This window comes from Caulobacter sp. P1_B12_2, assembly GCF_056406675.1.
Map to the genome: position 1 here is coordinate 1 of NZ_JBFTZS010000761.1, position 1,150 is coordinate 1,150.

The 1,150-nt window shown below is 73.7% G+C and carries 1 protein-coding gene; it reads right to left on the reverse strand.

Translation table 11 applies throughout. The features are described 5' to 3' along the window. The coding region (locus AC1DZ6_RS25565; protein ID WP_477099886.1) for a 3'-5' exonuclease at nucleotides 1-1,150 on the reverse strand (1,150 nt) is incomplete at both ends.

Consider the following 1,150-nt stretch of genomic DNA (forward strand, 5'->3'; position numbering starts at 1 on the left):
CGCCGCGCCGGTAGCGGCCCAGGCCCGACACCGCCGCCAGCGGCGAGGGCGCGCTGCCCCGGGCCTCGTCCTCCAGGGTGGACGGGGCGGCGTAGCGGGCGGCGGGCGTCTCGGGCGCGGCGGGAGCCAGGGTCCAGGCCGGTGTCGGGACCAGGGCGGGCGCGATGCGCGGCGCCAGGGTCTCGGCCTTCATGGGGTCGGGGCCGAAGCGCTTGCGGCCGTCATCGGAGATTTCCCGGACGCCCGGCTCGATGTCGGGATGGGCGAAGGCGGCCTGGGCGGCGGCGTACCAGCCGCCGACGTTCTCGTCCTTGGTCCGCGCGTCGATCCGGCCGCACAGGACCAGCCGGTCGCGCGCCCGCGTCAGGGCCACGTAATAGAGGCGCAGGGCCTCCTCATCGTCCTTCTTCTGGCGGCGTTCGCGGGCCATCATCGAGGCTTCGCAGTCGTTGGCCTTGCTGGCGCACCACAGGAAGCCGCCGGCTTCGGTGCGCATCAGCGGCGAGCCCCGCGCCCCGCCCTTCATGGTGGTCTCGGGCAGGAAAACGATCGGCGCCTCCAGGCCCTTGGAGCCGTGGGCGGTCATCACCCGCACCTCGTGGCGCGCACCCTCCATCTCGCGCTTGACCACGATGTCCAGGCTGGCGAAGTCGGCGACCAGGGCCTCCAGGTCGCGCACCCCGCGCTGCTCGGCGGCCAGGATCTGGGCCAGGAACTCGTCCAGGGCCTCGGCGGCCTCTTCGCCCAGGCGGGTCAGCACCTTGGCGCGGTTGGAGCGGACGGTGTCGTCCACCCGGCCCAGCAGCAGGGCGTAGAACTCGAACGGCTGCTTGCGGCGGCTTTCGGTCAGCGCCCAGCGCAGCAGGGCATTGGCGGCGATCCATTTCGGGTGCTCGGCGGCCCGCCCGTTCAGCGCCGCCCACAGGGTCCCGCCGCGCCCCTTGGCCAGGCCGTAGAGGTCGTCGTCCGACAGGCCGCAGAACGGGCTCTTCAGCAGCGCCGCCAGGGTCAGGTCGTCGTCGGGGAACAGGCAGAACCGGCCGAGCGCCAGCAGGTCGTCGAACACGATGTGGGCCGACAGGCTCAGGCGGTCGGCCCCGGCCACCGGCACGCCGCGCCGCTTCAGGGCCCGCAACACCTCCTCGAACAG